The sequence below is a fragment of the Sphingobacteriales bacterium genome (assembly GCA_012517435.1).
Taxonomy (GTDB): Bacteria; Bacteroidota; Bacteroidia; order CAILMK01; family JAAYUY01; genus JAAYUY01.
Map to the genome: position 1 here is coordinate 1 of JAAYUY010000185.1, position 4,338 is coordinate 4,338.

4 protein-coding genes are annotated in these 4,338 nt (G+C 38.5%); all 4 read right to left on the reverse strand.

What is annotated here, in order from left to right:
- Positions 1–111, reverse strand: a 111-nt coding sequence (locus tag GX437_10630) for a cation transporter (protein ID NLJ08115.1), incomplete at its 3' end; no start/stop codon positions are given.
- A 9-nt stretch (positions 112–120) separates the two neighbouring features.
- Positions 121–1,155, reverse strand: a complete 1,035-nt coding sequence (locus GX437_10635) for an AMP-binding protein (protein ID NLJ08116.1) — start codon at positions 1,153–1,155, stop codon at positions 121–123.
- A gap of 42 nt (positions 1,156–1,197) precedes the next feature.
- Entirely contained in the window at positions 1,198–2,868 is a 1,671-nt protein-coding gene (gene menD, locus GX437_10640; GenBank protein NLJ08117.1) for a 2-succinyl-5-enolpyruvyl-6-hydroxy-3-cyclohexene-1-carboxylic-acid synthase, read from the reverse strand.
- Complete coding sequence (locus GX437_10645; GenBank protein ID NLJ08118.1) at positions 2,865–3,911, reverse strand: hypothetical protein; 1,047 nt, start codon at positions 3,909–3,911, stop codon at positions 2,865–2,867. The genes menD and GX437_10645 overlap by 4 nt, the downstream gene beginning before the upstream one ends.
- Positions 3,912–4,338 lie beyond the last annotated feature (427 nt).

The window sequence follows — 4,338 nt, forward strand, 5'->3', positions numbered from 1 at the left end:
AATGGAACCTGTCATTATTCCTGCCCAAAGCTTTATTGCAAACAAAAATGTATTGACGACTGTGGAAAGCCAGCCTTCCAGCAACGCTATTTTTCTGTTTTTGTCTTTCATATTTCAGATTTATAAAATCTTCTTCCTGATGATTTTTCCGGTCTCTGTCCTTGAAATCTCATTCTGACAAATTATTTCTTTTATCTTTTCGTGTTTTTCCAGCAGATCATTACAAGTATTTATAATTTTTTCTTTCAACTCCCCTTCCGGTTCATCGCTCTCCATGACAAGGCAAATTTTCTCACCGTATTTTTCATCCCTTTTCCCTGTCACATAAAAGGTTTTCCCACCTGTCAATACATGCAAAACACCAAATATCTTTTGTTCAATGAATTCAGGATTGATTTTTATCCCACCCGAATTTATGACAAAATCTTTGCGCCCTTTGATGATAAAAGATTTTTTACCTAAAATCTCTACAATATCATTGGTTTCCAGCCATTTATTGTTTGTAACAGTACTCCTGATCATGAGGCAGTTTTCTTCATTCAGGCTGATTTCCACTTCCGGTAAAAGTGTAAAAAATGCTTGTTTACCCGGGTGATTCAGCTTCCGCAAGGCAATATGCGTCAGGGTTTCTGTCATTCCATAGGTTTCATAAACAGGAAACGGCATGTTTTCAAAAAGTTTTTCCTGAAAGCTGTTGACTGCATTTCCGCCTGCAATCACACCTTTGCACCCTTTCAGTTTTTCAATCATTTCTGGTTTTGACTGAATCAGGTTCTGCAACTGAAAAGGAATAAATGCCGCCAGGTCAATATGAATTTCTTCCCTGGCCGGAATTTCAGGTAAGGCTGAAGGTTCACTCATCACTATGTTCATTTTACCTGTTAATGCACGGATGAGCATCATAAATCCGGCAACTTTTTTTACCGGTAAACACAGGAAAAGCGTATCTCCGGCAGTCAGCCCAAAAAAATTAATTGTTTGTAACGCACTGTATTCCAACTGCTTTCGGGAAAATGTAATTAGTGATGGCTGACCCGTACTTCCTGAGGTGCTTAATGTAAAGATGTCCTGATTTTCCAACCACGACCTCAGTACGTCAGCCGATGCTCCTGCCATACTGTTTTCCGCTTCAAAACAGCGAATAAATTCGTCCAAACTATAACAGGTACCTTTATATAAAATCCACTGATTCACTGATTAAAACAAATTTGAAGCTTTTTTATCAGGCATGATAACCTCAAGAATGGCGGTTCTTTCCTTTTCTTTAATAAATTTTTCAAGAACGGATAAATCATTTCTGTCAAACACAAGTTTATGATAATCAATATGGAAAGACTTAGCCAAAGCATAAATATCCACAGGCACATAACTGGCAAAATAACTTTCAATTTCAGCTTGTGCGGAAGGGCCTTCCATTCGCCTGAATATATTTCCTCCTTTGTTGCTAATGACAATAATCTTCAGATTATCAGGAAGATACTTGTTCCATAAAGCGTTAGAATCGTAAATAAAACTCTGGTCACCAATGATCAGGAAATTTTGTTTATCACTTTGCGAACTAAACCCGAAAGCAGTACTGACAGAACCGTCAATTCCGGAAGTTCCCCTGTTTGAATAAACCTGAATTTGCTTACATTGCGGCTGTTTGTAAAATCCATATTCATTGGCCAGCCTGACCGGCATGCTGTTGCCCAGATGTAAAACGCTGCCGTCTGGTATCATCTGCATAATGTATGATACCAGATATAACTCATCGTCATGATCAAGCTTTTGTAAATATTCAATATGATATTGATTTTCAAAATCTTTCCACAACTTCAGATAATCTGATGGAGACGAAAGTGAAAGCTTATTTTCAAGAATACATTCAAAAAAATCTTCAGGTGTTGCCTGAATGGTACGGGTCAGACACTGATAGGTATCAGCTGATTCGTTGTATGGGTCGATGTGCCAGTGTTCGGTAGGTTTGTTTTGCCTTAAAAACTCTTTCACTTTTTTGGAAACGGTATATTTCCCAAAAGTCAGAAGCAAACCGGGACGAAGCTGCAAGCGGTTTTTTTCATTCTGTAAGATGAAATCAGGATGATGGACAACTGTTTGTATTCCATGAAGATTGGCAGTTATGTCTGCCAACAAGGGAATGTGGTAACGATTTGTAAATACTTCAAGAATATTTCTCAAACGAAGATTATAGCCCGACATTCCCGGGACAATGAGGATTCTTTGAAATTCATTTATTTTATTAAAAATCTGAATATCAATGCTTTGTGTGATTTCAGGATGGTTGTAATTTTTGATTTGAACAGATTCGGGAAGTTTAAAAACTTTACTGTAAAGTGGTTCACGTAGTGGCAAATTGATATGAACCGGACCTGGAACCGGATAGACTGAGGAGTGAAAGGCTGAGCTTAAAAAATCTTTCAGGTCATCCTCTTTTTCTTTATATGATTCAATATCAATGTGATAACTAAATCGTATATTGGGTTTAAAAACATCCTGCTGAAAAATGGTTTGGTTTTCCCCTATGCCAATCCATTCGGGAGGCCTGTCGGCAGACAATACAATGAGCGGCAGCCGTTGGTTAAAAGCCTCAGCCACTGCCGGTGAATAATTCAGCACGGCTGTTCCGGAAGTACAAACCAACAAAACGGGTTTTTGGTGAAAACGGGCAATACCCAAGGCAAAATAAGCTGCTGAACGTTCATCATTGATAACGTAAGACTTAAACAAGCCGCTCCTGAATACCGGAAGGGCAATGGCGGCACTTCTGGAACCGGGTGATAAAACTGCTGCACATACTCCGCAACTTTTTGCTATATAACTCAGCTGTGTAAATACTTTCAGATAGTATTCCGGCCTGTTGGTCATGGTGTTAAAAGATTACGAAGCGTATCCATCTTTTTCTCCGTCTCATCCCACTCCAGCTCTGCCACAGAGCCCTCTACAATACCAGCTCCTGCGAAAAACTGAAGTCTGTCTTTCAACACTTTAACACAGCGAAGATTGACAAAAAACGAAAAGTCCTGATAAGAAGAAAAATAACCCAGATATCCCCCAAATAGCTGACGGTCGTGCTTTTCATTCTTTAAAAGAAATTGTAAAGCCGGATTTTTGGGAAGACCACCGATGGCGGGAGTCGGATGAAGCTCTTCCAACAGTTTGATAATCTGCTCTTTATTTATTTCACCTGTAAATCTGGAGAGGAAATGACGAAGTTCTCCGGCTGTAAAATATTCGGGGAGACTTTCCCTGAAATCAATTTTCAGATGAAACAACAACTCCCTGAGATATTCCGAAACACGTTCCTGCTCAGATTTATTTTTTTTAACAATTGTTTCATTTTCATTTCCGGCATGAAGCAGGGTCCCGGCAAGAGAATGTATTTCAAAAGTACTGTTTTTCACTGAAAAAAACAATTCGGGAGTTGCTCCCAGCCATGTTCCGTATTCCGGAGTGGACACAAGACTGACAAAAGCATGGGAATATTTTTGGGCAGCTGAAAGAAAAAGCCTGACAGGACAAAAATTATGCGGCAACTTCATACCTGATTGTCTGGAAACAACAACTTTTACGAGTTTATGCCGTTGAATTTCATCCAAGGCATTATTGACCAGTGTATAAAAATCTTCCCTGCTGTAATCATAAGATTTACTGTTGTTTACATACCATTGAGCTTTTCCGTTTTTATCAGGCATGACGTTATCTTTCCTGATGCAACAAACCCCGTTTCCCGGATTGAACGGATGAATGACAAATGAATTTTCTTCAACTGTGTGAATGTCTTTCCTGATGACAGGACCATAAATAGCATGAATAGTATGCTCTCCCGGACGTTTCCACGCAGCAAAACCAAGATGGCTGTTTACAGAAAAATAAAACTGTCGCTTAATATGTTCATAGTCCACATTCATCCGGAAAAATCAACAAATTTCCAACTGCAAAGGTATCTAATTCAGCTTTTAAATTAATCTTTAACAGAATACATATGGAAAGAAGAGGTAAAAATTTCAGAGTGCTTATTATCAGGCATCCCCTACTCAAATTAATTGACTTTCAAGTGCGATATGTTCTCCTAAATATTAAAACTGAATCATTGAATGATAAACAAATCTTATTTTCACCACCTGCAAAGCATAAAACTTTCATGCTCTCTGTCTGTCAGTACTGTTTCTTCCGGTATTTCTGATTGTTTTGCGGAAGAATATTGTTTAAAAACTTTGCTATTTATCCGGGTAACAGAGGAACAAATCCATTTTTCTACCTCATACCTGAAAAAGTTTGAGGTAATCATCAAAAACAAAAATGCGGTTTCGGCTTTGTCCTGTTATTTCTTTGAGT